Raw genomic sequence first — 21,535 nt, 5'->3', positions numbered from 1 at the left:
GTATTCCCCTTTTTGTGATGGAGTGAGCGAGAGTTCAGGCAGCGTCCGGCGGACGAGCCGCCCTGGGCGCGAGGAGTGGCCGGTCCGGATCGATATCCGGGACGGCGGCGAGAAGGTCCGCGGTATAGGCTTGTTTCGGACGCGCAAATACCAGGTCGGTTGGCCCTTCCTCGACGATCTCGCCGTGATACATGACGACCATCCGCTCGCAGAGATTGCGGACGATCGCCAGGTCATGGGCGATGAACAGAAGCGTCAGGTTCATCCGCTCCTTCAGTTCCGCGAAGAGATCGACGATCTGCTTCTGGATGGTGACGTCGAGAGCCGCCACGCATTCATCGGCTATGATCAGCCGCGGATTGACGGCAAGCGCCCGGGCGATTCCGGCGCGCTGGCACTGCCCGCCGCTCATCGAGCGCGGCTTCCGGCCGGCGAATTCGTGATCGAGATGGACGAGATCGAGCAATTCCCGGATGCGCCCCGGTATCTCGGCTGACGGCGTGCCATTGTGCTTGAGCACCTCACGCAGGGTGTCCCCGACCGTATAGCGCGGGTTGAGCGCGTTGAGCGGGTCCTGGAAAACCATCGCCGTCTCGCGCCGGAGCCTGGCGAGCGCCTTGGCCGGCTGCTGTGCGAGGTCGACACCATCGAACGCGACGTGACCGGAGGCGATCCTGTTCAGACCGAGGATGGCGCGCGCCAGGGTGCTCTTGCCGCTGCCGGATTCTCCGACTATGCCGATGGTCTCGCCCGGCATGACCTGCAGGCTCACACCCTTGACCGCCTTGAACGTCTTCCTGCCGCCGGTGAAGATCGAACCGCCGATGTCGAATTCGACGTGAAGATCGTCGACTTCGAGAAGCGCGCCCGTTTTCTTTTTCTCGATGGCGGCACGCACCGGCTCCTCATCCTCCCCGGTTGCGGGCAAGGATGGATGGCTGCCGATCAGCATGCGCGTATATTCGTGCTGTGGATCGGCAAGTAGCGCGCGCTTCTCACCGTGCTCGACCAGTTGACCGTCGCGCATGACCGCGATCCGGTCGCAGGTCTGCGCCACGACGCCGAGATCGTGGGTGATCAGGATCACCGAAAGTCCGAGCCGGTCGCGCAGGTTCATGAGCAGATCGAGAATCTGGGCCTGGATCGTCACGTCGAGCGCCGTCGTCGGCTCGTCTGCAATCAGGATTTCGGGCCGGCAGGAGAGAGCCGCGGCGATCATCGCCCGCTGTCGCATCCCGCCCGAAAATTCATGCGGATAGCTGTCATACTGCCGTTCCGGATCCGGAAAGCCGACCTGTTCGAGGATCCTGATCGCTTCGGACCGGGCCCATTCCCTGGTGGCACCTTCATGGAAGCGGATACCTTCGGCGACTTGCTCGCCGATCTTCATGACCGGGTCGAGATGGCTCGAGGGATTCTGGAAGATCATGCCGATCTTGCGGCCGCGGACATGCAGCATCTCGGCACTGTCGATGGCCGTGAGATCGCGTCCGTCGAGCATGACGCTGCCGGCATCGATCTTGAGCGCACGCGAGGGCAAAAGCCCCATCACCGACCGGCAGAGCAGGCTCTTGCCGGACCCGCTTTCGCCGACCAGGCCGAGGATCTCGCCCTTTCCGACATCGAGCGAGACCTTGTCGATCAAGGTCCGTGCGGGTGTCACACCATGATACCGGACGACGAGATCGCGAATTGAAAGGACGGGCTCGCTCATTCGTGCACTCCCAGAAGATCGCCGAGCGCATCGCCCAGAAGGCTGAAACCGAACGCCAGCACGACGATCGCGAGACCGGGGAAAAGCGTGATCCACCAGGCGGTCGTCACGAAGGGCTGGCCTTCCGCGACCATGATGCCCCATTCGGCGGTCGGCGGCTGTACGCCCAGACCGAGATAGCTGATCGCCGCACCGTTAAGGAGCACCAGCACCGCATCCGACATGACGAAGACCAGCGATCCCGCAATGGCGTTGGGCAAGAGGTGGCGGAACATGATCCGCGTGCGCGAGAACCCCAGGCTGACAGCGGCAATCGCATAGTCGCTGTTTTTCAGGACCAGTATCTGCGCCCGCACGAGCCGCGCATAGGAAACCCAGCCGACCAGCGCCATGGCGATATAGAAGCTCGTGAGGCCCGGGCCGAGAATGGCGATGATCGCCAGCATCAGGACGAGAAACGGAAATGCCAGGATGATGTCGATGATGCGCATGAAGATCGCATCGACAATGCCGCCGAAGAAGCCCGCGACGGTTCCGAGAACGGTACCGATGATGAAGGGAAAGATCACGCCGATCAGCGCGATCTGCAGATCGATCCGCGTACCGTAGATGAGCCGCGACAGCATATCGCGGCCGAAATTGTCCGTGCCGAGGGGATGGGCGAGCGACGGGCCGGTGAGGCGCACATCCGCCATCTGCAGGACGGGATCATAGGGCGCGACCAGCGGCGCGAAGATCGCGATCAGAACGAAGAAAACGAGAATACCTGCGCCGATCGAAAGCGACAGATGGCTGCCGAGCCAGCGCGACAGGCCCGCCGATGGCGAGAACCGGGTGGTGGCCGGGGCGCTCATAGCTTGATCCTCGGATCGAGAGTGACGGTGATGACATCGGCCATGAAGTTTATGAGAACGGTCGCGCAGGCAAAGACCATCGCCACCCCCTGCACCACCATGTAGTCGCGCGAGAAGATCGCCCTGATGAGAAGCTGGCCCATGCCGGGAATCGCGAAGACGCTTTCCACCACCACGGTGCCGCCGATCAGCCAGCCGATATTGATGGCGAGCAGATTGATGGTCGGTACCAGCGAGTTCGGAAGCACGTGTCGCCAGAACACGATGCCCTCGGGCATGCCGCGCGCGCGCGCCGCCGTCGCCACATCGGATTGCAGCGCCTGCACCATCGCGCCCCGCAGACTGCGCGTCAGCACCGCCGACAGCGACAGCGCGATCGTCAGGCTCGGCAACGCCAGATGCCAGAGCTTGTCGAGCGGGTCCCGGCCGTAGCCCGAGACCGGGAACAGGTCGAGGCGGACGCTGAAGAAGATGATCAGCATCAGCGCGAGCCAGAACGGCGGAAAGCCGATGCCCATGGTCGAGACGATCCGGACCGCATGGTCGGCAATCCGCCCCTGCCGGCGGGCGGCGATCGTCGACAGCGGCACCGCGATCAGGATCGAGAGGATCACGCTGACGAGGACCAGCATGAGCGTCGGCTCGATGCGGGTCATGACGAGCTTCAGCACATCGATCTTGTAGAGCGTCGACTTGCCCATCTCGCCATGGGCGAGATTCTCGAGGAAATAGAAATATTGCCGCCATAGCGGCTCATCGAGGCCGTATTGCTCGCGGATCCTGGCGATCGCCGTGGGGGTCGCGCGGGTTCCGAGAAGCACGCGCGCCGGATCGCCCGGGATCATCCGCACGAGGATGAACGTGATGACGCTGATGCCGAAGAGAACCGGCAAGAGCTGAAGCGGTCGGTAGAAGACGAACTTATAGCGGTGCATAAGGCCGGCATGCGCTCCTGTTTGTCGATGATCGGAAAACGGCGGCCATCACGCGGAAGCACCGTTGCGACGGAGAAAATCCATCAGCGCAGGATAATAGTCTTCCGGGTTCTCGTAGAAGGGCATGTGGCTTGCATTTCGGAAGACGCACAACTCGGCGTTCGGCAGTGCGTTCTTCATCTTCATCGCGCAGGCCGGCGTGAGTTCGTCATGCTCGCCGACGGTGATCAGCACCGGCATGGTGAGCTTCGGCAGGTCCGGGATCCGGTTCCAGTCCTTCAGATTACCGGTGTAGAGAAACTCGTTCGGCCCCTGCATGGTGGTATATGGTCCCATGTTCCAGTCGCCGAGCGAGCGGTTGACCGGTGCCGGCCATTCAGGCAGCCGGCACACATGCCGGTAGTTCAGGATCGTGACCGCGGCCAGATATTCCGGATGGTCGATCGTTCCCTGCGCCTCGTGCTTCTGCATCATGGCGACCGTTTCCGACCCGAGAGCCGCGCGCAGCCGCTCGAGCTCGACCGTCAGATGCGGCATGTCGGCGACCGTGTCCTCGAGGATCAGCGTCCTGATGTTGTCCGGATATTTGAGCGCGTAGTCGATGGCGAGCCAGCCACCCCAGGAGTGCCCCAGAAGATGGACCTTGCCGAGACCCAGCGCCTTGCGAACGGTCTCGGTCTCCTCGACATAGCGCTCGATGGTCCAGAGGCCGGTATCGTCGGGCCGGTCGGCCGCTCCGGTGCCGAGCTGGTCGAAGGCGACGACACGATATCCCTTGTCGATCAGGCAGGAATGCGCCTCGCGCAGATAGTCGCAAGGCAATCCCGGCCCGCCGTTCAGACAAAACACGGTCTCGTCGCCCTTGCCGAAACTGTAGGCCACGACCTTGTAGCCGTCGACCTGGACCTCGATACGTTCGTCCGGGGTAATTTCACGCCACATATGAACCTACTGCCTCACAAAACGCCTTGACCAAAAATTGTGCATGGCTAATTTTATCGCATCGCACCCGAGGCACTACCTATCTTTATTGATAGGGTGGTATGCTGTTTCTCGTAGGAGTGTGAGAAATGGACCAACTTCACGCGATCGCCGAGCGCATGACGTCCTGGCAAACGCTCGACGATCTGATCGACGACACGTTCGACACCATGCGTCACATGGGGTTCGAGGCGCTGATCTACGATTACACGCCGTTGCCTTGCGACATGAACGGGCGCCTCGAGATCCCGACGCTGCTCAAGCTGCGCAACGTCACCGACGACATGCACGACTATTGGTGCGAGCGGGAATATTTCCGCATCGACCCGGTCCAGCGGCTGGCGACACAGACTTCCGTCCCCTTCTTCTGGAATTACGACCCGGACGTCGAGACGAAGATCAGCGAATTTCTCACCGACGACACCAAGCCGGTCTGCGATTTCCTGCGCGAGCACGACATGCGGGCCGGCGTCACGGTGCCTGTCCACATGCCGCGCGGCGACTATGCCACGGTCACCGGTGTGCGTTTCGGCGCGAGGAAGGATTTCCAGGCCGATGCGACACGCGTTCTCGCCGACTTCAACCTGCTCGCCCACCTTTTTCACGAAGCGGCCTACGGCATGTTCGATGAAACGGTTCTCAACAGTTCCGGCGTACGGCTGACGGACCGCGAGCGCGAGTGCCTCGCCTATTCGTCGCACGGACTTTCAGCCAAGGAAATTTCGCGCATCATCGATCGCTCCGTGCCCACGGTGGTGATGCATCTGAACTCCGCCGCGCGCAAACTCAACGCCAAGAACCGGACCCAGGCCGTTGTCCGAGCGACCCAATGCAGACTGCTCGACCCCCTGCCCGGCTTCAGCCCCAACCAGTAGCCGCCCTATAATTTGTGATAGCTGCCGGGCCACCGCTCCGCTCGCTAGTCTCTCAGGACTGCAAGCGATGAAAAGGAGAGCGGGAATTGGCTGAGATAAAGACAACGGAAGGCTATCTGCCGTTTCGGGGCTACAGGACCTGGTACCGCATCACAGGCTCGCTTGATTCCGAAAAACTGCCGCTCGTCGTCGCCCATGGCGGCCCCGGCTGCACGCACGATTATGTCGACAGTTTCAAGGGGATCACCGAAATCGACGGTCGCCCGGTCATCCACTACGACCAGCTGGGGAACGGCAATTCCACCCGCCTTCCGGAAAAGGGCCAGGATTTCTGGACCGTCGATCTGTTTCTCGACGAACTCGACGCCCTTCTCGATCATCTCTGCATCAGGGACCGCTACGCCTATCTCGGCCAGTCCTGGGGCGGCATGCTCGGCTCCGAACATGCCGTCCGCAAGCCCGAGGGGCTCAAGGCCTTCGTCATCGCCAATTCACCGGCGAGCATGAAGACCTGGGTGGAGGAAGCCAACCGCCTGCGCGAAGAGCTTCCCGCCGAGGTTCAGGCCACCCTGCTCCGCCACGAAAAGGCCGGCACCCTGACGGATCCGGACTACATCGAAGCCTCCAAGGCATTTTACGACCGCCATGTCTGCCGCGTCGTGCCCTGGCCGCCCGAAGTGGCCCGCACGTTCGCGATCATGGACGAGGACAACACCGTCTACCGCAACATGAACGGCCCCACCGAATTCCATGTCATCGGCACGATGAAGGACTGGACGATCGAGGGCAGGCTGCACGACGTCGAGGCGCCGACGCTCCTGATCTCGGGCCGTCATGACGAAGCCACACCGCTGGTGGTCAAACCCTTCGTCGATGAGATCCCCGGCATTGAATGGGTTATATTCGAGAACTCGAGCCACATGCCGCATGTCGAGGAGAAAGCCCTCTGCCTGAAGACGGTGTCGGACTTTCTCTCGCAACACGACTGACGACGAGATCGTCTACGGCCCGGCGCACAATTCGGCCCGGGTCGTGGGCGTCTGGCCGACTTCCACCGAATAGGCGCGCAGGCCCACCTCGTCGAGCGAGATGACGCGGTAGCAGGGATGGCCGCCGGTCCACATCGGATCGGGGCGGTCGAGCTCGGTGATGAACCGGTGCGAGCAGGCCTGGCCCGAGCTGAAGGCGATCCCTTCCCGGCTGGTGCCCGAAAGCGGCACGTGGATATGGCCGAACACGATATGCCTCACTCCGCCCGGGTGAGCTGCCAGTCGTGCCATAACACGGCCGTCGTCATGCATGCCGATATGGGCGAAATGGGCGATGCCGCAATCGATCGGCGGATGGTGGATGAAGACGGTGACAGGCACATCCCCCGCACCTTCAAGTGCGGCGTCGAGCCAGCCCATCCGGTCCGCACCGTAAATGCCCCCGATGACGCCGTGTTCGTGGCTGTCGAGAAACAGAAGCCTTCCGTAGGGCGTATCGATAAACGACTGGACATAGCCGTTCTCGTCGACCGGATGGTCCGGAAAGGCCTCGCGAAACTGCGGGCGCTTGTCGTGATTGCCCAGAAGAAGCCGGGTCTCGAAGGTCACCGGCGCCAGAATGTCCTTCAGAAGCGCATAGGCTTCCGGATCGCCGAAATTGCAGAGGTCTCCGGTCATCACCAGAAGATCCGCATCGGCGTGCTTCTCGACGATATCGGTGACGGCGGCGCGCAGCTGCTTCTCCGGATCGACGCCGTTGACCACGATTCCCGAAGGCATGAGGTGGGAATCCGTCAGCTGTATGATTTTCATGTTCTCGGGTCTTTCATCGCAAAGAAAATTGCGGGGCCCGCAGGACCCCGCAATCGGAATGTCGAAGCGCTGAACTCTTAGTTCATCAGCGAATTGGTCTCGTTGACGATCTGCTTCAGACCGTCTTCCGGGGTCACTTCGCCACGCATGACGGCACCGATGATGTCGCGCTGGTTGCGCCAGATGCGAACCGAATCGCCACCCGGGTAGCCGGCCCAGGGCATCGAACGGTCAGCCTGCAGCGAAGCGGTCTTCACGTTCGGATGCTCGACGTAATAGGCCTCGAGATAGTCGGGGCCGGTCGCCTTCTGGTTGGTCGGCAGATAGCCGGTGATCCGCACGATCATGTCCTGCGCCTTCGGGCCGGTGATGAACTTGAGGTACTTCCACGCGGCCTGCTGCCTGGCTTCGTCCTGGGTCAGGATCACGGCCGAGTTGCCGCCGGTCGGCACGCCGCCGTTTTCCTTGTCTTCCTGCGGGAAGGTTGCGGTCTTCAGCTCGAAGCGGTCGCCGACGAGACCTTCGACGGTCTGGACGTGCGCCGGGGTCGAGAAGATGAAGCCGGTGCGGCCGGCGCCGAACTGCTGGCGCGACTGATCCCAGTCGAGAAGGTTCTGGCCGCCTTCGGTGACGAAGCGGCGGGTCAGCTTCAGGGCGTTCAGGCCCTTCTCGTTGTCGAAAGCCACCTGCTTGGTCTCGTCATCGACGAGCTTGCCGCCCTGCTGGAAGATCAGCGCCTGCCAGAGCCAGTCATCCGGCCAGCCATTGATGTCGTAACCGATGCCGGCGATTTCCGGATCCAGCGCATGGATCTTGGCGGCCAGTTCGATCAGGCCGTCGAAAGTGGTCGGCATGTTGTCCGGATCCCCGCCAGCCTTCGTCACCAGATCGGCATTGATGTACATGATCGGCGAGGACGCGTTGACCGGCAGGCCGTACTGCTTGCCGTCGATCTGGCCGAGAGCGGCCATCTTCGGCGAATAGTTTTCGTCGAGGAAGGACTGACCGCCTTCGGCTTCGATGAAGGGGCCGAGATCGGTGATCTGGTTGCGCGGCTCGAGGGCATGAACCAGCTCGGCGGTCAGATTGTAGCCCGAGAAATAGACGTCGGGCAGGTTACCGGTGACGGCGGCGCGCAGAACCTGCTGCTGGCCTTCGTTGTAGCCCGGCGCCGGCGCAAGGAAGTTGATCTTGATGTCGGGATTGTCCTTCATGAATTCATCGGCCAGCGGCTGATGAAACTTGGTGAAGCCCGGCAGGTTGTAGAGCACTTCGAGGGTGACCTGCTCGTCGGCGAAAGCCGGGGAAGCAATGCCCGGAAGCGCAATGGCTGCGACGAGACCGCTGATGACGGTACGACGATTGAGTTTCATGGAAATGTCTCCAGTGGGTTGAGTTTGGGAGAGGTGGATTACTTGACGCCGGTCATGGTGATGCCTGCGATGAAGTGGCGTCGAGCAAGGAGGAAACAGACGAGCATCGGCGCGGTGATCAATGCCGCACCGGCCATCAGCGCGCCGTAATTGGCACCGGATTCCACGTCGGCGAAGAACAGCATGCCGAGCGGCGGCGGCGCGAGATTGATGTCGGTCACCACGATCATCGGCCAGTAGAGATCGTTCCAGTGGGCAACCAGCGAGAAGACCGAGAAGGCGGCGAGCGAAGGCAGCGATCCGCGCAGCACCAGGCCCCAGCAGATTTCCATTTCCGAGAACCCGTCCATGCGCGCCGCCTCGATGATCTCGTCGGGATAGCTGCGGAAGGACTGGTGGAACAGGAAGATGGCGAAGACCGAGAGGAAGAACGGCGCCATCATCGCGAAATAGGTGTTGAGCAGCTCGGCCCTGGCGAGCCCCACGAAGAGCGGCAGCGCAAGCGCCTGCATGGGAACGCAGAGCGCCGCGATCACGAGCGTCAGCAGAAGCTTGCGGCCGGGGAACTTCAGTTTCGCCAGGGCGTAGGCGGCCGGAACCGCGGTCAGGATCTGCACCGCGAGAATGCCGAAACAGACGATCGCGCCATTGAGCATGAAGCGGGCCATCGGCACCTGCCGGGCGGCGCGCTCGAAGTTCTCGCCCGCCGAGAAGTCCTTCGGGATCGGCCAGAGCGAGACGTCGAAGATTTCGGCCGGAGACCGGATCGAGGTCAGGAACATCCAGTAGAAGGGCAGGAGAACGACGAAGGCGCCTGCGGCCAGGACGAGATGCGGAAGAAAGCTGCGAAGCCTGGACATCAGTAATGCACCTTCCGGTCGAGATGGACGGTCTGTCCGATGGAGAGCACCAGAATGATGGCGAGGAAGATGAGCGTGAGCGCTGCGGCGTAGCCCGTATTCGAATACTCGAAGCCCTCGAGATAGAGCGAGAACAGCAGCACCTCGGAGCCGAAACGCCCCTTGGTCAACACCGCAACCGTCTCGAACACCTTGAAGGCGGAGATCGAGGTGGTGACGACGACGAAGAGCGTCGTCGGCCCCAGCATCGGCCAGGTTACCGTGAAGAAACGGTCGATCGGGTTCTTCGCGCCGTCGAGCCTTGCCGCCTCGTAAAGGTCTTGCGGGATGGCTGTCAGGCCGGCCAGAAACAGCACCATGTTGAAGCCGAGCACCTGCCAGACGCCGATCATCGCCATGGTCGGGATCAACAGCGACGGATCGGAAAGGAAGGAAACAGGCTCGAAGCCCATCCACTTGATCGCAGCGTTTACCGGCCCGATGGAGGGGTGGAGCAGGAATTGCCAGACGGTCGCCATGGCGACCAGCGTCGCGGTGACGGGGAGAAAATAGGCGGCCTCCCAGAAGGCGCGGCTGCGCTTCCGGCCATGCACCAGAAGCGCCACGCCGAGCGCCAGTCCGACGCCGAGCGGAATGACGATCAGCGCATAGATGACCGTGTTCTTCATCGCCCGCATGAAGACCTGGTCGTTGAAGGCGTTGACGAAATTGTCGATGCCGACGAACCGGGTGGAAAGCGCGCCGAGCTGATAGTCGGTCACGGAAAATCCGGCCAGAACGATGACCGGGATCACGTAGATCGCGAGAAGCAGCAGTACGGCGGGCGCGACGAAGAGAAAGCCGCGCCGCATCATCTTGCGCTCGACCGCCGTCCTCCTCGCGTGCACCGTCGCCGTTGCCGCGCCGTCGATTTCGGCAACCGCGCTCATGCCACCAGTTCCCTGCGCGAAGGCTCCGCCATGCGCTGGCCGTCGGCAGCAAACAGATGTGTGCGATCCGCGCGGAAGCCCAGCGTGAGAATGCCGTCGTCGCCTGAGGGAAGTGCCTCCGACGCAGCAAGACGCATGGTAACCTGATGGCTTGCATCGGCAACCAGCGAGGCGTGGACGAAACGATCGGCGCCGTGCATCTCGATTCGCTCGACCTGCACCTGAAGACCCCGGGCAGCCGGCACCAGATCCTCGGCCCGAATACCGAGTGTCGCCACCTGGCCGGCATGCGACCGGGCCGCGGCAATGCCGAGGTCCCGACCATAGGCCCCGATCGCACCATTGGTCGCGATCTCGACCGGAATCAGATTGATCGCGGGCGAACCGATGAAACGCGCGACCGTGAGGTTCGCCGGACGTTGATAGAGATCGGACGGCGTGCCGAGCTGCTCGATACGCCCTTCGCTCATCAGCGCGATGCGGTTCGACATGGTCATCGCCTCGACCTGGTCGTGGGTGACATAGACGAAGGTCGCGCCGAGACGGCGATGGAGATTGGCGAGTTCGTCGCGCATGTGGGCGCGCAGTTTCGCATCGAGATTGGAAAGCGGTTCGTCCATGAGGAAGGCCGCGGGCGAGCGCACCAGCGCGCGGGCGAGCGCCACGCGCTGACGCTGGCCACCGGAAAGCTGAGCCGGCTTGCGGTCGAGAAGATGGGCGATCTGCAGGGTTTCCGCAGCTTTGACGACGTTGGTATCGATATCCTTGAGCGCGTCGGCAGAGGCCGCAAACCTGCCGACGAGCGGCATCCGGGCCGACAAGGAGAGCTTGCGCATCCGGAGAGGTGTGGCGATGTTGTCGCGCACCGTCATGTGCGGATAGAGCGCATAGGACTGGAACACCATCGCAAGGTTCCGGTCGCTGGGATCCATGCCGGTGACATCGGTGTCGCCGATCATGATCTGCCCGCGGTCGGGGCGCTCGAGGCCGGCGATGATCCTCAGAAGCGTGGACTTGCCACAGCCCGACATGCCCACCAGCGAGATGAACTCTCCGGCACGCACCGAGATGTCGATCCCCTTCAGGACATCGTCACCGCCGAAGGCCTTGCCGATGCCTTTGATGTCGAGAGATTGTCGTGTCATGCGGAGCTCCATCTGAGAGCCCGCCTAATGGATCTGTCCCGTGACGCACGCGCGACAGTTCAAAGAAGCTTTGATGACACGGTTGCAATCGAGGCGCGCCCACCCGCCGGCCACGGCCGGGCGTCGAACAAGACATCCCCGATGAATCACGAGGCTGGCGGTGGATCAGTCAGGCGAAACGGTTGTGCTTGCCTGGTCCGCCTGTGTAGCCGCTCCGGTGATCAGGTTGAACTCCGACATCTCCTCCGGCGTCAGGTAATAGAGCCGGTCCGGGGGTGTTTCGAGCGCGTTGAGCCACAGCCCGCTGGCTATTCCCATCATTTCGAGATGCCGGGCGATACGCGCCGTCGTGGCCTGCGCTCCGGACATGGCCTGTTCCGGTGTAGGTCTGTCCTGTCCGGCGCTGAAGATCTGGTGCACGCCGATTATGGCCTCCGCCTCCGCCTCACGCGCCGTCCCGCCCGCCAGAACAAGCGGGCATGAGGATGCGCAGAGGGCTTTCGTCGCCACTTTTGTGTTGAGCCCTTTTTCCCGGATCAATGTGGACATCGACAGGGCATCGTCCACCGAACCGCCCGGCGAATTGAGCGAAACCACTTTCACATACTCTCCCCGGGCCGCGATTTCCTCCGCAAAGCGCTCGGCCGCTCCCACATCGATGGATCCTTCCGCCTTGAGGACACCTCCTGAAAGAAGCTCAAATCGCATCGGCTGGCTGAGCACCTCGGACGGCGTCTCCGGCTCGACCGGCGGCACCTGAGGCACACCATCCGTCAGCGCCGGCGGCAAGACCGGAGCACCTGTCCGCATCGGATCGTGACCGGGCAGATCGGCGCTCGCCTGGCTCATTTCCCGCAGGTCGACAAACAGAAAGACACCTGCCGCCGCCAGAAGGCCGAGAAACGCGGCACGCATCAACCGGCCGTCGTCGACCTTGAGAAGGGCGGACTTCATGCGCGGTCCGAGGGAAGACGGGTTCACGCCGGCGGGCCCTTGCGCGGCGCCTTCGCCGACATGTCGATGCTGGTGATATTGGAAGCGTCGCGCTCGCCAGCGGCCTCGGTTTCGGCTGCCTGCAAGGCCTCCTCGACATCGACGCCCCGCTGACCGAGCGCGCGCTGCACTTCCAAAGCCTCGAGCAACTCGGCGGCGGTGATCCTCTGGGCGAAGGGCAGCCGCTCCTCCTGTCGCCGCATGGCCCCGTGCACGATCGCTAGAATGAAGACGAGAACCGCGGGAAGCAGATCGATGGAGATGGCGCCCGCCCACGCCGGAATGAAATCGGCCGCATAGCGCAAGACGGCTTCCGCGGAAGACAGGGGAACGAAGCGGCGCTCCGAAACCGGCTCGCGGGAGAGGATGTCGTCCGCGGCCTGCGAGAGAACCTGGGACTGTGCCGACACCGAGGCGCGGATCGTCTGCATCACCTGATCCTGCCGGTCGGCGAGATCGGCCCCTCGACCATCGGCAACGGGCGCGATGAAGCCGAGCGAGAGATCTTCCGCCGCGCGCTTGACCGAAGGTGCGATCGAGGTCTGTTCGAGCGACGTGATGACGCCGGAGAGCGCCACCACTTCGGCGGAGAAGGCATCGCTGCGCGGCGCCACCGCGCCCGGCGCGGACACCAGCGACCGCATCGTTGCCAGATGGTTGCGCCCCTGGTCGAAGAGGGTCGCCACTCTTTCACGCGAGGCGATGATACCCGTTTCCAGTTCGCTAAGCTGGGCGGACATCTGCGACAGGAGCTGGACGACACTTCCGGAACCCGTGGTTCCCGTCAGCGCGCCGTTCTGGCGCTCGTCCTCGGCCAGTCGCGAGAAGCGCTCGGATGTCCGCTGGATGTCGGGCAGCAGGCTTTGCGCCGCCAGAGCGTTCTGATGCGCCTGGTCGAGGTCGGCGGTGTAGTCCTGAACGGTTTCTGCCAGATGCTGCTCGAGCGCCGCAGATCCGGCAAGTGCGGCCGCGTTCAACCAGCTCGACATCGCGATGATCATGGCACAGCCGAGCGCCATGACCCCGATCAGGGCGCCGCGGAATCCGGCGCCGGTGACGTGCGGATAAAAGCGCGCCATGTACGACCAGAACGCGTAGATCGCCACCGAAACCGAAGCGGAATAGATGATGGCTGCGAAGAAGATCGCCGTCGGCGAACCATCGAGAAGACTGCGCACGCCGAGATAGGTGTAGACACCCGATCCCAGAGCCAGGACGGCAAGCGCGAAGCGCGTCATTGTTTCGACAGCCAGGACGCCGTCCTGCAAGCGATGCGATGCGGCAAGCGCCATGAAATCCTCCGGGGAAAGCGAAAACCTAACACGCTCTCAAGAAGGGGGCGAAAACAAGGCCCGCCGCGATTCTCCCGGGTGCCGGCACACGAAACGCCGAGCTGTCCCCAAGCGATGGAATGCCCCTATGCCTCAATCGTCATGGGCGTCGAGGCGTTGCATGAATTCGGCTGCCGGTCTTCGCAAACCTTTGCGCAACCCGCAGAACACGGGGCCTCTGCACGCTGTGCAATGTGTTTTGCACGGTATCTGAAAGCATCAGGAAATCGTATATGGCACTTTAGCAAACACGCGTTTAAAATCGACTTTGCAATCGCAGGAAGTGACAACTAAAGCAGACCAATCTCAACTCGTCACATTTGGATGACCCATGACTTTTCGGAAAACAGGCAGCAGAGATATTTCGGTAACGATCTACCCGCCGGTAACGCGAATCCTGCATTGGCTCGTGGCCGTGCTCGTGCTGCTGACCTGGCCGCTCGGCTTCACCATCAGCTTCATCAGCAAAGAGTGGTCTCTGGACTTCTACATGATCCATGAAAGCCTCGGGTTTCTCGTGCTCTGGATCATGCTCGTGCGGGTGGGAAACAAGCTGACCGCCGAGGCTCCGGAAGCCGAGGGCAACAAGCTGGAGCGGTTTGCCGCTTCCACCGTTCACGGCCTTCTCTACGCGTTTCTCATCATCATGCCGGTCAGCGGTTTTCTTGCAACCAATGCCCATGGCTTTCCGTTTGAGTGGTTCGGCTTGGTGCCGATTTGGAGCCCCATCGGCAAATCGCCGGAGATCGCGGGAATCCTGTCCGGCATTCACTGGGCAAGCGCATGGATCCTGCTGGGGCTCTTCGGGGCTCATATCGGCGCCGTGCTGCTCCATCACGTCATCAAGCGTGACCTGACCCTGTACAAAATTCTGTAAGGCATAATGATGCACAATGTGCGGATGACGGACGCAATATGGGCGAGCTTGCGCGCCCTGCGTTCCCGAGAAGGTGCGGCTTGCAACGCCGCGGATCCGGCCTTCGCCCTTTACGGTCCGATTGCTTCGGCAGAGGACAATTTTGTCGTGGCGCAAGTGGGCCAGTCTCTGGATGGGCGCATCGCGACCCTGTCCGGCGATGCCCGCGACGTGTCCGGGCCGGATGGCCTGGCGCACCTTCACCGCTGCCGCGCCCTGACCGATGCCGTCATCGTCGGCGAAGGCACCATGCAGGCGGACGATCCGAGTCTTTCGGTCTATCTCGTCGAGGGCGAGCATCCCGTCCGCGTCATCATCGATTGCCACGCCAGACTGTCGGGTGAGGAGAAACTCTTCCAGGATGGCGGAGCGCCCGTGATCGTAATCCAGGGCGAGCATGCCGAGAGAAAGACGCTCGGCAACGCCGACATCATCAGCCTGCCGGCACACCCGAACGGGATCGATGCCCGCGACATCCTTGCCGCGCTGCACGCTCGGGGCCTGCGTCGCATTCTCGTGGAAGGCGGCGCCCGGACGATCGCCCGTTTTCTCGACGCCGGCCTGGTCGACCGCCTTCACGTGGCGATTTCGCCCATCATCATCGGGGCTGGCCCCGCAGGGATCATTCTGCCGCCGATCGACAAGCTGAGCGACGCCCGCCGGCCCTCCACCGAGGTCTATGATCTGGGAAGCGACATCCTGTTCGACTGCCGCTTCGGTTGACGCTCAGGCTGCGGGAGGGGTGGCCAGCAGATCGCTGTGCCCGACCTCGCAGACGCTGCCTTCCGCACCGATCATGTCGAAACGGAATGCGAACCATTCCTCGATCTGGGAGCTCGACAAGCTCCCGATTTCCTCGAGTGGCTGCCGCAAGCCCTCGAGGAAAGCCCGCTGCAGCGATGCCTGCTCTCCCGACATGCGCCAGGGCGAAGCACCGATGGTTACGGCGTAGCCTGCGGTGGACAGGTGATCGGAGAGGCTCTGCGTCGCCGATGGCCCCAGGGCCGGGCCGAACCCCTTGTCGGTTTGCTGATGCCGGTTGAAATCCGCCTGAACGGTGGCATCGAGAGCATGCGGGATCGACCACCTGATCACACCGTCGAAGTTCAGCGCGGCATAGAGCATGCAGCCGTCGCTCGCGATGCGGTCGACCAAGGCAGCGACATAATCGTCCGAGCAGAGATCGAACAGCGCCGAGGCAGTCACGACCGCGCCCTCCGCGAGCGGCAATTGCGCGAGATCACGTATGTCCTGGCGATGAAAGTGAACCTTCTCGCGCCCTTCGACCAGACGCGCCGCGGCATCGAGCAGTCTCCGGTCCTGATCGACGAGGGTCCATCGGGTTTCTTCCGGCAATGCCCCATTGAGTGCCCGCCAGGTTGATCCGGTTCCACAGCCCAGATCGAGCACCGCGCAATCGGTCAGCCTCCGGCAATGGGATGCCAGCATGGCGACCAGCTCGCCGTCACGGGCGGCGCGATCGGCAGGTTCGCGCAGGGCGAGCCAGGTTTCATCGAAATCACTCACGGCAACGTCCTCAGCCGGTCATTGAAAATCCCGGCGGTCACGTCCCAGCCCGGCAATCTGCTGCCGGCCTCGTAAGCGCCGTCGGCGTATGTCGTGCGGAGAGCTTCGTCAGCCAGCAAGCTGCCGAGCGCGGCCGCGAGGGCTTCCGCGTCATCCACGGGAACCAGAATACCGGCCTCTTCCGGCACCACCTCCGGTATCGCGCCGGCCCGGCACGCGACGATCGGCAGACCATGGGCAAGCGCTTCGGCAAAAACCATTCCGTACCCTTCATATCGGGAGGCGAGCGCAAAAATGTCGGCCGATTGCAGGAAGTCGTCCAGCTCGGCCTGTTCGCCCGCAAGCCGGATCCGTTGCGACAGTCCCAACTCGCTGATCTGTGTCTCCAGGCTCTGCGCCGTCTGCCTGTCATGTGCTGGACTGCCGACGATCACCGCCTGCCAGGACAGGCTTTCAATACGCTTGAGCGCGGCAACCAGAACGTCGTGCCCTTTCCGCCGTGTCAGCGTGCCGATACTCAAGATCAGCGGAACGGAATTCTGCGGTTCCGATCTCGAGGCGCGATCCGTGCCGGGAACGGCCACATCGATCTTGTCGGCATCGACCGCATAGTCCGCGGTCAACGTATCCGCAGTGGTCTGCGAGGTGACGATGACATGATCTGCATGCGCAAGTGCGCGCTTCTCCCGATCGTGGAAGGACTGTCGCACCACCGCCGGGTTCCCTGTTTCGAGAGCCAGCGGGTGGTGAACCAGGGCAACGATGCGCAACCGCCTGCTTTCGCGTTCGGCCCAGCGATCCAGCACGCCGAAGGCAAGACCGTCGATGATGACTTTGGCTCCGTCCGGCAGTTTCGACAGGCTTGCTTCCGCCTGCCGCAAGGTCTCATCGGAAGGAAAGGGAAACCCCTCCCCCAGAGCGAGAAGCGCTACGTCCCAGCCAAGGCCCTGCAAACCCTCGATGACCCGGCGGTCATAGCCATAACCGCCGGTTTTCGTATCGAGATGCCCGGGAAAGGCGAATATGACCGATCGGCTCAAAGATCGGCCTCGTACCAGCCGCGCGCGGTGTGGGATTCATGCAGCATGATGCGCAACTTGCAGATCCGGCCGCCTCCGTCGCCAAGCCGCCCTTCACGGATGGCGTCGGCAATCCTGTCGAACACATGCTTGGCCAGGAACTCGGTGGTCGTCACCTGCCCTTTGAAAACCTCCAGCTCATCGAGATTCTGGTAGTTCAGAGGCGCCAGAACGTCCTTCAGCACGGTGGTTGCCAGGCCGATATCCACTGCGAGCCCGTCCTTGTCGAGTTCGCGGGTGTAGAAGGCGGCATCGACCACAAAGGTCGCGCCGTGCATGCCTTGGGCAGGGCCGAACACCGGACGAGGGAGACTGTGAGCGATCATGACATGATCGCGAACTTCGATGGCAAACATGGGTTCTCTTTCTTCAGTATTGAATGCGGTGGCAGAGAGTGTCGGGATCACCGATGACCGTGCCGTAGGCTTCGGCAATTCGGTCAAACGGCGTTTCACCCGATATAAGCGCGTCAAGCCTGTCGTCGCGCAGAAGTTCGAGGGCCTTCGACATGCGCCGGCCATAGCTCCAGCGCGCGCGCTGACCGGGTGGGACCGAGCCGACCTGCGAACTGACGATCGACAGGCGCTTTGAGTGGAAGGCGCCTCCCAGCGGCAGGCTGGCCTGCCGGGAGCCGTGCCAGCTGGCCTCGACTATCCTTGCCTCCTGACCGGCATGATCAAGCGCTTGGCCGAGCGCGTCGGCGTTGCCCGAAGCGTTGATGAGCACGTCGAATTCGCCGCCGATCCGCTCGGCATGCACGAAAGGAATGCCGAGCGCGCCCGCCAGCTGCTCCCGCTGCGCGTTCCGGTCGATCAGGGCCACCTCGGTTCCGACGATCCGGGATGCGATATACGCGACCAGCGCACCCACCACGCCCGCACCGAAGACCGCGACGCGATCTCCCGGCAGGATACCGGCATCCCAGCCGATATTGAGCGCCGTCTCCATGTTGGCGCCCAGCACGGCGCGCTCGGGTGGCAGCCCCGAAGGCAGGCATGTGACGGCGGATCTGCCGACGAGGAAACGGTCCTGGTGCGGATGCAGGCAGAATACGGCCCGACCGATCAATTCGGGCGCGCCGCGCAGCACGGTTCCTACCGCGCTATAGCCGTATTTCACGGGAAAATCGAAGCTACCGCCCATGAAGGGACAGCGCATGCGCTCGTTCTCGCTTGCCGGTATCAGGCCGTTGAAGACCAGGGATTCCGTACCTCTGCTGATGCCGGAATACAGCATTTCGACGAGAAGCTCATTCGCTGCGGGGCCGCCAATCGTTTCGGATCGAACCTCGCACGCGCCGGCTTCGGGAAACCATAACGACTTCGCCTCGTCCTTCTCATTGACTGGCATGTCGGCAAGGCTTTCACTCAAAACGCGGGCTCCTGATGATCGAGGCCGTCCAAACGGCGCAGGCGACATGACGTAAATGGAGACGAGCGCTTTTGCCAGTCCCGTACCACACTAAAGCCACGCATAAATGCGACATGTCGATGACGCTGGCCATATCGCTTGCGCTCACAGTATAAAAAAGCTTGTTATAATTTACCAAAATGTGATTTTCGGATATCGCGCGAGAACGGTTTTGGCCAAAAAGAACCATTGAATGAAGTCGGTTCAGGTAGATTTGATGCTTGATGGGAATAACCAGGGTCGAAATTCGATATCGATGACTGCCCATACGGAAGATAGCCTCGCCGGAATGCCCGGTGACGGGCATGGCGCCATGGAACACGCCTCGGCTGCCTGTATCGGCTCGGGGATATCCAGGCAGTTGCGCAACGACGCCGCCATCAGCTTGAGCATGATATTTGTCGCGGCACTGGTCTTCTATCTCGTGGCCGCGTCGGTGCAGGCGCTCGCGCCGTCGAGCGTCTTCGCGGCGGGTTGCCTGCTTCTGGTCATTTTTGCACTGGTCATGCACGGGCTCGAGTTCCATTCGGTGCCGCGGTTCGGGGTCGCCAATCGGGTGACGGCTGTCCGCGCTTCCATCATCAGCCTGGTCTCCGCAATCATCGTCTTCGATTACGGCGCGGCGACACCGGATCGCAATCAGGAGTTCCTGATCGGCCTCGTCGCCCTGGCTCTGCTTCTCGACGGGATCGACGGTTATCTGGCGCGGCGCTTCCGGCTGGAATCGGAACTCGGCTGGCGTTTCGACATGGAACTCGACGCCTTTCTCATTCTCGCCCTCTCGGCGGCCTGTTACCTTCTGGACAAGGCAGGCTGGTGGGTCCTGCTCGTCGGGTTGATGCGATATGTCTTCATAATCGCCCAGCGCGCCTATCCCGCCCTCAAACGTCCGCTGCCGCCATCCTTCCGCCGCAAGCTGATATGCGTCTACCAGGTGGTGGCGCTCCTGACCCTGCTTCTTCCCTTCGTCGTTCCGCCGGCATCCATTGTCATTGCCGCAAGCGCGCTCGTGCTTTTGGTCTATTCCTTCGCCACGGATGTTCTTTTCCTCGTCAGGGCTGACCGGGTCTCATGAGACGCACCCTATCCCGCTTCGATGTCGCCTACGGCGTGTTGCGCTCGCTTGTCGTCTATTACGGACAACCATGGCGGCGCATCGCGCTCAAGCGGTTCTACCGGGATCTGATTTCCCCCGGCGATCTGGTCTTCGACATCGGCGCCCATGTCGGCAGCCGCTCCCATACATTGCTTTCGCTCGGCGCGAGGGTCGTCGCCGTCGAACCCCAGCCGGTTCTCGCCGATCTCGTAAGGCGGCATATCGGCGGCAGGCTCACCGCGCTCGAGGAGAAGGCCGTCAGCGACAGCGAGGGTGAAATCGAGCTCGTCATTTCGAGCCGCAACCCGACGGTCACGAGCACCTCGCGGCAGTTCATCGAAACGGTCGGCAGCATCGATTCATTCAAGTCGGTGGTCTGGGACCGGAAAATTACGGTTCCCGTCACCACCCTCGATGCGCTCGTCGCCCGATACGGAATGCCCGCCTTCTGCAAGATAGACGTCGAAGGGGCCGAACTCGATATCCTCAATGGCCTTTCCTCGCCGATACCGCTCGTCGCCTTCGAGTACATTCCGGCAATGGCGACCACGGCGGTCGGCTGCATCGACAGACTGATGGAAATCGGCGACTACCGTTTCAACCGCGTTCTCGGGGAGCGCCATCGCCTGGTCGCCGACAGCTGGCTTACGGCCGTCGAGATGAAGCGCTTCATCTCCGAACTCACCCCCGACGAGACGTCCGGCGACATTTATGCCAGACTGGAATCCTTGACGTGAAGCCGCTTGGCCGCCTTCGCACCCATCAGGTCTCTTATGGTGGCGTGCACAAGGAACAAGGCGGCGGGCACGGCGACACCGACGAGCGAAATCGCTCCATAGAGAATGCTGGCACTGACGCCTGCGGCGGAGGACAATCCGATCACCGGCCACAGCAGCGCCGCGGCTGCCTCACGCGTTCCCCAGCCGCCGACCCCGACCGGTATGATCATGGTCAACAGACAGAGCGGAATGACGGTGAGCAGGCCGATCAGCGGCAGCGTCGCGCCCACCGCCGCCGAAGCAATCGCGAAAGTGGCCACGTAGGTTGCAACGACCAGGAGACTGGTCAGGAACTGACGGATGAATGCTCCGCGATGCCAGAACACCTCGGCCAGGTGACGCCGGTATTGGGCGAATTTGCGGGGGAAGAATGCGGCCGCGATGAAAACTCCGCCAATGATGGCAGTCAAGGCGACAACGGGTGCCAACCAGATTGCCTGGGAGAATTCGGCAGGCATGGCCTCCTGCGGCAGGAAGGGCCAGGCCAGGAAGCCCGCGCTCAAAAGCGTCAGGAAAGCCAACTGCCCGGAAAAACGTTCGAGCGCGACAGCCGCAACGGGCTTTCTCATCCCGTCCATCCCGTCCTTGCCGCTGCGATAGGCACGAATGGCGTCACCGGCCACGCCGCCCGGCAGAACCTGGTTGAAAGTGCTGGCAATGTAGTATTCACGGATAGCTGTCGGGAAGGCGATCTCCTGCCCCAATCGGTGCGCGGTGAATTTCCATCTGTAAGCCGAAAGGACGACCTGGAGCTGGACAATGCATAACGCCGCCAGCACGGCCATCGGGGAGGCATCCCAGAGCTTCGCCGCCACGGCCGCCCCGTCCATCGCCACAAGGACGGCGAGAAAGAAGACCGCGAACACGACCGACAGAATTATCCGAACCGTTTTCAAAACATCATTTCCTGTTCGAACCTCAAAAGCACAGATGCGT

Annotated in this window: 22 protein-coding genes; 6 read left to right on the top strand and 16 right to left on the bottom strand. The window is 62.3% G+C overall.

Translation table 11 applies throughout. The annotated features are described in order from the left end of the window. Positions 1–34: 34 nt before the first annotated feature. From E2A64_RS14525 to E2A64_RS14510, 4 genes are read right to left on the bottom strand one after another with little or no spacing between them, the layout of a single operon-like run. Positions 35–1,714, bottom strand: coding sequence for a dipeptide ABC transporter ATP-binding protein (locus tag E2A64_RS14525; RefSeq protein ID WP_133285226.1), 1,680 nt, complete (start codon positions 1,712–1,714; stop codon positions 35–37). Continuing rightward, on the bottom strand, positions 1,711–2,568 hold the full coding sequence (locus E2A64_RS14520; protein ID WP_133285225.1) for an ABC transporter permease: 858 nt from the start codon (positions 2,566–2,568) through the stop codon (positions 1,711–1,713). The genes E2A64_RS14525 and E2A64_RS14520 overlap by 4 nt, the downstream gene beginning before the upstream one ends. Next, positions 2,565–3,503 carry an ABC transporter permease gene (locus E2A64_RS14515; RefSeq protein WP_133285224.1) on the bottom strand — a complete coding sequence of 313 codons (939 nt, stop codon included), beginning with the start codon at positions 3,501–3,503 and terminating at the stop codon, positions 2,565–2,567. The genes E2A64_RS14520 and E2A64_RS14515 overlap by 4 nt, the downstream gene beginning before the upstream one ends. Before the next feature lie 48 nt (positions 3,504–3,551). Beyond that, positions 3,552–4,445: a proline iminopeptidase-family hydrolase gene (locus E2A64_RS14510; RefSeq protein WP_133285223.1), complete on the bottom strand. Its 894-nt coding sequence runs from the start codon at positions 4,443–4,445 to the stop codon at positions 3,552–3,554. 128 nt (positions 4,446–4,573) lie between these two features. Between E2A64_RS14510 and E2A64_RS14505 the strand changes: the two genes are divergently transcribed. Both E2A64_RS14505 and E2A64_RS14500 read left to right on the top strand, forming a co-directional pair. Beyond that, positions 4,574–5,359 (top strand): LuxR family transcriptional regulator, encoded by a 786-nt coding sequence (locus E2A64_RS14505; RefSeq protein ID WP_133285222.1) that lies wholly within the window; start codon positions 4,574–4,576, stop codon positions 5,357–5,359. Between the two features lie 86 nt (positions 5,360–5,445). Next, positions 5,446–6,348: a proline iminopeptidase-family hydrolase gene (locus E2A64_RS14500; RefSeq protein ID WP_133285221.1), complete on the top strand. Its 903-nt coding sequence runs from the start codon at positions 5,446–5,448 to the stop codon at positions 6,346–6,348. 12 nt (positions 6,349–6,360) lie between these two features. Here E2A64_RS14500 and E2A64_RS14495 read toward each other — a convergent pair whose 3' ends face one another. The 7 genes from E2A64_RS14495 to E2A64_RS14465 form a co-directional block, all read right to left on the bottom strand. Next, positions 6,361–7,161, bottom strand: coding sequence for a phosphodiesterase (locus tag E2A64_RS14495; RefSeq protein ID WP_133285220.1), 801 nt, complete (start codon positions 7,159–7,161; stop codon positions 6,361–6,363). Between the two features lie 77 nt (positions 7,162–7,238). After that, complete coding sequence (locus tag E2A64_RS14490; protein ID WP_133285219.1) at positions 7,239–8,534, bottom strand: ABC transporter substrate-binding protein; 1,296 nt, start codon at positions 8,532–8,534, stop codon at positions 7,239–7,241. A 38-nt stretch (positions 8,535–8,572) separates the two neighbouring features. Continuing rightward, complete coding sequence (locus E2A64_RS14485) at positions 8,573–9,394, bottom strand: carbohydrate ABC transporter permease (protein WP_133285218.1); 822 nt, start codon at positions 9,392–9,394, stop codon at positions 8,573–8,575. Continuing rightward, a complete protein-coding gene (locus E2A64_RS14480) occupies positions 9,394–10,323 on the bottom strand; it encodes a carbohydrate ABC transporter permease (protein WP_133285217.1) in 930 nt (309 codons plus the stop codon). The genes E2A64_RS14485 and E2A64_RS14480 overlap by 1 nt, the downstream gene beginning before the upstream one ends. After that, positions 10,320–11,468, bottom strand: coding sequence for an ABC transporter ATP-binding protein (locus E2A64_RS14475; RefSeq protein WP_133285216.1), 1,149 nt, complete (start codon positions 11,466–11,468; stop codon positions 10,320–10,322). Before E2A64_RS14475 ends, E2A64_RS14480 begins: the two co-directional genes overlap by 4 nt. Positions 11,469–11,633: 165 nt before the next feature. Further along, positions 11,634–12,422 carry a COG3904 family protein gene (locus E2A64_RS14470; protein ID WP_133285215.1) on the bottom strand — a complete coding sequence of 263 codons (789 nt, stop codon included), beginning with the start codon at positions 12,420–12,422 and terminating at the stop codon, positions 11,634–11,636. A gap of 23 nt (positions 12,423–12,445) precedes the next feature. Then, positions 12,446–13,753, bottom strand: coding sequence for a hypothetical protein (locus tag E2A64_RS14465; protein ID WP_133285214.1), 1,308 nt, complete (start codon positions 13,751–13,753; stop codon positions 12,446–12,448). Between the two features lie 370 nt (positions 13,754–14,123). On the opposite strand from E2A64_RS14465, the gene E2A64_RS14460 reads away from it, so the two are divergent. Both E2A64_RS14460 and E2A64_RS14455 read left to right on the top strand, forming a co-directional pair. Continuing rightward, complete coding sequence (locus tag E2A64_RS14460; protein ID WP_133285213.1) at positions 14,124–14,669, top strand: cytochrome b; 546 nt, start codon at positions 14,124–14,126, stop codon at positions 14,667–14,669. A gap of 147 nt (positions 14,670–14,816) precedes the next feature. After that, on the top strand, positions 14,817–15,431 hold the full coding sequence (locus E2A64_RS14455; protein WP_244598308.1) for a RibD family protein: 615 nt from the start codon (positions 14,817–14,819) through the stop codon (positions 15,429–15,431). Between the two features lie 3 nt (positions 15,432–15,434). Here E2A64_RS14455 and E2A64_RS14450 read toward each other — a convergent pair whose 3' ends face one another. The 4 genes from E2A64_RS14450 to E2A64_RS14435 are packed head-to-tail and all read right to left on the bottom strand — an operon-like array spanning position 15,435 to position 18,685. Beyond that, complete coding sequence (locus tag E2A64_RS14450; RefSeq protein WP_133285212.1) at positions 15,435–16,235, bottom strand: class I SAM-dependent methyltransferase; 801 nt, start codon at positions 16,233–16,235, stop codon at positions 15,435–15,437. Further along, positions 16,232–17,275, bottom strand: a complete 1,044-nt coding sequence (locus E2A64_RS14445) for a glycosyltransferase family 4 protein (protein WP_133285211.1) — start codon at positions 17,273–17,275, stop codon at positions 16,232–16,234. The genes E2A64_RS14450 and E2A64_RS14445 overlap by 4 nt, the downstream gene beginning before the upstream one ends. Next, a complete protein-coding gene (locus E2A64_RS14440) occupies positions 17,272–17,670 on the bottom strand; it encodes a 6-pyruvoyl trahydropterin synthase family protein (RefSeq protein ID WP_133285210.1) in 399 nt (132 codons plus the stop codon). The genes E2A64_RS14445 and E2A64_RS14440 overlap by 4 nt, the downstream gene beginning before the upstream one ends. Positions 17,671–17,683: 13 nt before the next feature. Beyond that, positions 17,684–18,685 carry a zinc-dependent alcohol dehydrogenase gene (locus E2A64_RS14435; protein ID WP_244598307.1) on the bottom strand — a complete coding sequence of 334 codons (1,002 nt, stop codon included), beginning with the start codon at positions 18,683–18,685 and terminating at the stop codon, positions 17,684–17,686. Between the two features lie 295 nt (positions 18,686–18,980). Between E2A64_RS14435 and E2A64_RS14430 the strand changes: the two genes are divergently transcribed. After that, entirely contained in the window at positions 18,981–19,799 is an 819-nt protein-coding gene (locus tag E2A64_RS14430; protein ID WP_244598306.1) for a CDP-alcohol phosphatidyltransferase family protein, read from the top strand. Beyond that, entirely contained in the window at positions 19,796–20,557 is a 762-nt protein-coding gene (locus E2A64_RS14425; protein ID WP_133285209.1) for an FkbM family methyltransferase, read from the top strand. Before E2A64_RS14430 ends, E2A64_RS14425 begins: the two co-directional genes overlap by 4 nt. Here E2A64_RS14425 and E2A64_RS14420 read toward each other — a convergent pair. After that, on the bottom strand, positions 20,530–21,495 hold the full coding sequence (locus E2A64_RS14420; protein ID WP_280177546.1) for a lysylphosphatidylglycerol synthase transmembrane domain-containing protein: 966 nt from the start codon (positions 21,493–21,495) through the stop codon (positions 20,530–20,532). The two genes, E2A64_RS14425 and E2A64_RS14420, sit on opposite strands and share 28 nt — an antisense overlap. Between the last annotated feature and the right edge of the window lie 40 nt (positions 21,496–21,535).

The sequence above is a fragment of the Pseudohoeflea suaedae genome (assembly GCF_004354915.1).
Taxonomy (GTDB): Bacteria; Pseudomonadota; Alphaproteobacteria; order Rhizobiales; family Rhizobiaceae; genus Pseudohoeflea; species Pseudohoeflea suaedae.
Note: the sequence above shows the minus strand (reverse complement) of the source record. Positions and strands in the feature narration are given on the sequence as shown.

Bases quoted from the DNA above. Each gene is read 5' to 3' on its own strand.
- E2A64_RS14485 (WP_133285218.1), bottom strand. From the start codon at position 9,394: ATGTCCAGGCTTCGCAGCTTTCTTCCGCATCTCGTCCTGGCCGCAGGC.
- E2A64_RS14505 (WP_133285222.1), top strand. From the start codon at position 4,574: ATGGACCAACTTCACGCGATCGCCGAGCGCATGACGTCCTGGCAAACG.
- E2A64_RS14475 (WP_133285216.1), bottom strand. From the start codon at position 11,468: ATGACACGACAATCTCTCGACATCAAAGGCATCGGCAAGGCCTTCGGC.
- E2A64_RS14510 (WP_133285223.1), bottom strand. From the start codon at position 4,445: ATGTGGCGTGAAATTACCCCGGACGAACGTATCGAGGTCCAGGTCGAC.
- E2A64_RS14440 (WP_133285210.1), bottom strand. From the start codon at position 17,670: ATGTTTGCCATCGAAGTTCGCGATCATGTCATGATCGCTCACAGTCTC.
- E2A64_RS14430 (WP_244598306.1), top strand. From the start codon at position 18,981: ATGACTGCCCATACGGAAGATAGCCTCGCCGGAATGCCCGGTGACGGG.
- E2A64_RS14425 (WP_133285209.1), top strand. From the start codon at position 19,796: ATGAGACGCACCCTATCCCGCTTCGATGTCGCCTACGGCGTGTTGCGC.
- E2A64_RS14490 (WP_133285219.1), bottom strand. From the start codon at position 8,534: ATGAAACTCAATCGTCGTACCGTCATCAGCGGTCTCGTCGCAGCCATT.
- E2A64_RS14520 (WP_133285225.1), bottom strand. From the start codon at position 2,568: ATGAGCGCCCCGGCCACCACCCGGTTCTCGCCATCGGCGGGCCTGTCG.
- E2A64_RS14480 (WP_133285217.1), bottom strand. From the start codon at position 10,323: ATGAGCGCGGTTGCCGAAATCGACGGCGCGGCAACGGCGACGGTGCAC.
- E2A64_RS14460 (WP_133285213.1), top strand. From the start codon at position 14,124: ATGACTTTTCGGAAAACAGGCAGCAGAGATATTTCGGTAACGATCTAC.
- E2A64_RS14465 (WP_133285214.1), bottom strand. From the start codon at position 13,753: ATGGCGCTTGCCGCATCGCATCGCTTGCAGGACGGCGTCCTGGCTGTC.
- E2A64_RS14525 (WP_133285226.1), bottom strand. From the start codon at position 1,714: ATGAGCGAGCCCGTCCTTTCAATTCGCGATCTCGTCGTCCGGTATCAT.
- E2A64_RS14470 (WP_133285215.1), bottom strand. From the start codon at position 12,422: ATGAAGTCCGCCCTTCTCAAGGTCGACGACGGCCGGTTGATGCGTGCC.
- E2A64_RS14495 (WP_133285220.1), bottom strand. From the start codon at position 7,161: ATGAAAATCATACAGCTGACGGATTCCCACCTCATGCCTTCGGGAATC.
- E2A64_RS14515 (WP_133285224.1), bottom strand. From the start codon at position 3,503: ATGCACCGCTATAAGTTCGTCTTCTACCGACCGCTTCAGCTCTTGCCG.